This window comes from Pseudomonas sp. Colony2 (assembly GCF_019382755.1).
Taxonomy (GTDB): domain Bacteria; phylum Pseudomonadota; class Gammaproteobacteria; order Pseudomonadales; family Pseudomonadaceae; genus Aquipseudomonas.
The window spans coordinates 4,943,294-4,947,234 of record NZ_CP080030.1 but is presented as its reverse complement, the minus strand read 5'-3'; the positions used below and the strand labels follow the sequence as shown (position 1 = coordinate 4,947,234).

Below are 3,941 nucleotides of genomic sequence, written 5' to 3'. Positions count from 1 at the left end.
CGTCTGTTCGCGGCCACTGAACCGTGGTTCGGCTTCGGCCCGCAGGACGTCTGGAGCCTGTTTCACTCCTATGCTTTCGACTTCTCGGTCTGGGAAATTTTCGGTGCACTGCTGCACGGTGGCGAACTGCTGATCGTGCCGTACGACGTCAGCCGCTCGCCCCAGGAATTCCTCGACTTGTTGTGCGACGCGGGCGTCACGGTGCTCAACCAGACGCCGTCGGCGTTCAAGCAGTTGATGCACGTGGCTTGTACCGACTCCCGGGCCAATGCCCTGCGCTACGTGGTATTCGGCGGCGAGGCGCTGGACGTCAAGAGCCTGCGCCCATGGTTCGAACGGTTTGGCGACAGCGCGCCACAGCTGATCAACATGTACGGCATCACCGAAACCACGGTGCACGTCACCTACCGTCCGCTGTCGGTGGCTGATCTCGAGCTGGACGCCAGCAGTCCGATTGGCGAGCCGATAGCCGACCTGTCGTGGTACCTGCTCGACGGTGAACTGAACCCGGTGGCCAAAGGCTGCATCGGTGAACTGTATGTTGGCCGCGCCGGCCTGGCCCGGGGCTACCTGAAGCGTGGCGACCTGACGGCACTGCGTTTTATTCCCGACCCGTTCGGCGAAAGCGGTGCGCGGTTGTACCGCACCGGTGACCTGGCGCAATACCGCAGCGACGGGGTGATCGAGTACATCGGCCGGATTGACCATCAGGTGAAAATCCGTGGCTTCCGTATCGAACTGGGTGAAATTGAAGCGCGCCTGAACGCCCTGGCGGCGGTGCGCGAAGCCGTGGTSTTGGCCCAGGAAGGGCTGAACGGCCAGCAATTGGTGGCTTACGTGATCCCGGCGCAAGGYGCCGAGGATGCAGGCGCCCTCAAGGCGCAGTTGAAAGCGGACCTGCCGGACTACATGGTACCGACGCACCTGCTGTTCCTGAATGAATGGCCACTGACCGCCAACGGCAAGCTCGACCGCAAGGCCCTGCCGCAGCCGGACGCAAGCCAGGTACAGCACGAATACGTGGCGCCGCAAAGCGCGCTGGAACAGCAAATCGCAACCGTCTGGCAAGACGTGCTGAAACTGGAGCGGGTTGGTCTCACCGACAACTTCTTCGAACTGGGTGGCCATTCATTGCTGGCTACACAGATGGTGTCGCGCATCCGCCAACACCTCGGCATGAACCTGCAACTGCGCAAGCTGTTCGAAAATGCCAGCCTCAAGGCTTGCGTGGCTGCGCTTGAGCCAATCCAGGCGGCGATGCCTGCGCGCATTCCAAGGGTGCCGCGTGATCAACCGTTGCCCTTGTCCTACGCCCAGCAACGCCAGTGGTTCCTTTGGCAAATGGAACCCTCCAGTGCGGCGTACCACATCCCTGCGGCGCTACGGATTCATGGCCACCTGGATTTGAAGGCGTTGCAACGCAGCTTAAGCGCACTGGTGCAGCGTCACGAGAGTTTGCGCACGACCTTTGTCCAGAAGGACGAGCGTGCGTTCCAGGTTATCCATGCCGAGTCCGGTCCGCTGCTGACGCCGCAGTTTCTCGACCTGACCTCGGCCAACCAGGCCGAGCAGATCCAGGCGTTTGTTCGCGATCAGATCAGCCGGCCGTTCGACCTGCAGAACGGTCCGCTGCTGCGGGTCGGGCTGCTGCAGGTGGCCGCCGATGAACAGGTGCTGGTGCTGACCCAGCATCACATCGTCTCCGATGGCTGGTCGATGCAGGTGCTGGTGCAGGAACTGATTGAGCGTTATGCCGCCTATAGCCAGGGTGGATCGGTTGAACCGGTGGAGTTACCGATCCAGTATGCCGATTACGCGGTGTGGCAACGCCAATGGATGGACGCCGGTGAGCGTGAGCGGCAGCTGGCTTACTGGACCAACGTCCTCGGCGCTGAACAGCCATTGCTGGAGCTGCCTGCGGACCGTCCGCGACCGGCACGCCAGAGCTTTGCCGGCGCCCGTCTGGCCGTCCAGTTACCGCAGGCATTGGGCCAACAGCTGCGGCAACTGGCGCTGGGTGAAGGTTGCAGCCTGTTCATGCTGTTGCTGGCTTCGTTCCAGGGCCTGCTGCACCGTTACAGCGGCCAGTCGGACATCCGCGTGGGCGTACCGATTGCCAACCGCAACCGGGTCGAGACCGAAGGCCTGATCGGGTTCTTCGTCAATACCCAGGTGCTCAAGGCTGAAGTCGATCCGCAGCAGCGGTTCAGCGAACTGCTGCAACAGGTCAAGACGGCGGCACTGGGCGCCGAGGCGCATCAGGACCTACCGTTCGAGCAATTGGTCGAAGCCTTGCGCCCTGAGCGCAACCTGAGCCATAGCCCGTTGTTCCAGGTGTTGTACAACCACCAGAGCGCCGGCCGCCAAGCCATCCCGCAACTGCCGGGGCTGGTGATCAAGGCCCAGGAGTGGGAAAGCCGTACCGCCCAGTTCGACTTGACCCTCGACACCCTGGACGCCGACGGCGAGCTCAGTGCAACCCTCACTTACGCCACCGACCTGTTCGACGCAAGCACTGCACAGCGTATGGCCGCTCACTGGCTGAACCTGCTGCAAGGTATCGTCGCCGATCCGCAACGGCGCATCGGGGAATTGCCGCTGCTGGACGCGACCGAGCAACAGCACAACATCGCCCAGTGGAACCCCGGCCCGCGCAGCTTCCCAAGCGACACCTGCGCCCATCAACTGATCGCCGAGCAGGCCCGTCAACGGCCTGACGCCGTGGCCCTGCGTTGCAACKGCCAGACCCTGACCTACGCCGAACTGAATGCCCAGGCCAACCGCCGTGCGCATCAGTTGATCGCTCACGGCGTGGGGCCGGACGTGCTGGTGGGCCTGGCCGCGGAGCGGGGTATCGAGATGATCGTCGGCCTGCTGGCGATCCTCAAGGCCGGCGGCGCCTATGTGCCGCTCGACCCAACCTACCCGCAGGACCGCCTGGCCTACATGATGCAAGACAGCGGCATCCAGCTGCTGCTGGCCCAGGCGTCGCTGACCGGTCAATTACCGGTGCCTGACGGCGTGAAAACCCTGCTGCTGGATACCGACGTCAGCGCCTTTGCCGACAGCGACCCGCAAGTCGTCGTGGATCCTTCGAACCTCGCCTACGTGATCTACACCTCCGGTTCCACCGGCAACCCCAAAGGCACCTTGCTTGCGCACCACAACATCCTGCGTCTGTTCGCGGCCACTGAACCGTGGTTCGGTTTCGGCCCGCAGGACGTCTGGAGCCTGTTTCAYTCCTATGCTTTCGACTTCTCGGTCTGGGAAATTTTCGGCGCACTGCTGCACGGTGGCGAGCTGCTGATCGTGCCGTACGACGTCAGCCGCTCGCCCCAGGAATTCCTCGACCTGTTGTGCGACGCGGGCGTCACGGTGCTCAACCAGACGCCGTCGGCGTTCAAACAGTTGATGCACGTGGCTTGTGCCGACTCACGGGCCAATGCCCTGCGCTACGTGGTATTCGGCGGCGAGGCGCTGGACGTCAAGAGCCTGCGCCCATGGTTCGAACGGTTTGGCGACAGCGCGCCACAGCTGATCAACATGTACGGCATCACCGAAACCACGGTGCACGTCACCTACCGTCCGCTGTCGGTGGCTGATCTCGAGCTGGACGCCAGCAGCCCGATTGGCGAACCGATAGCCGACCTGTCGTGGTACCTGCTCGACGGTGAACTGAACCCGGTGGCCAAAGGCTGCATCGGTGAGCTGTATGTTGGCCGTGCCGGCCTGGCCCGGGGCTACCTGAAGCGTGGCGACCTGACGGCACTGCGTTTTATTCCCGACCCGTTCGGCGAAAGCGGTGCGCGGTTGTACCGCACCGGTGACCTGGCGCAATACCGCAGCGACGGGGTGATCGAGTACATCGGCCGGATTGACCATCAGGTGAAAATCCGTGGCTTCCGTATCGAACTGGGTGAAATTGAAGCGCGCCTGAACGC

General features: G+C 63.1%; 1 protein-coding gene. It reads left to right on the top strand.

Annotated elements, in window-relative coordinates:
* The coding region (locus tag JV201_RS19660; RefSeq protein WP_257903242.1) for an amino acid adenylation domain-containing protein at positions 1–3,941 on the top strand (3,941 nt) is incomplete at both ends.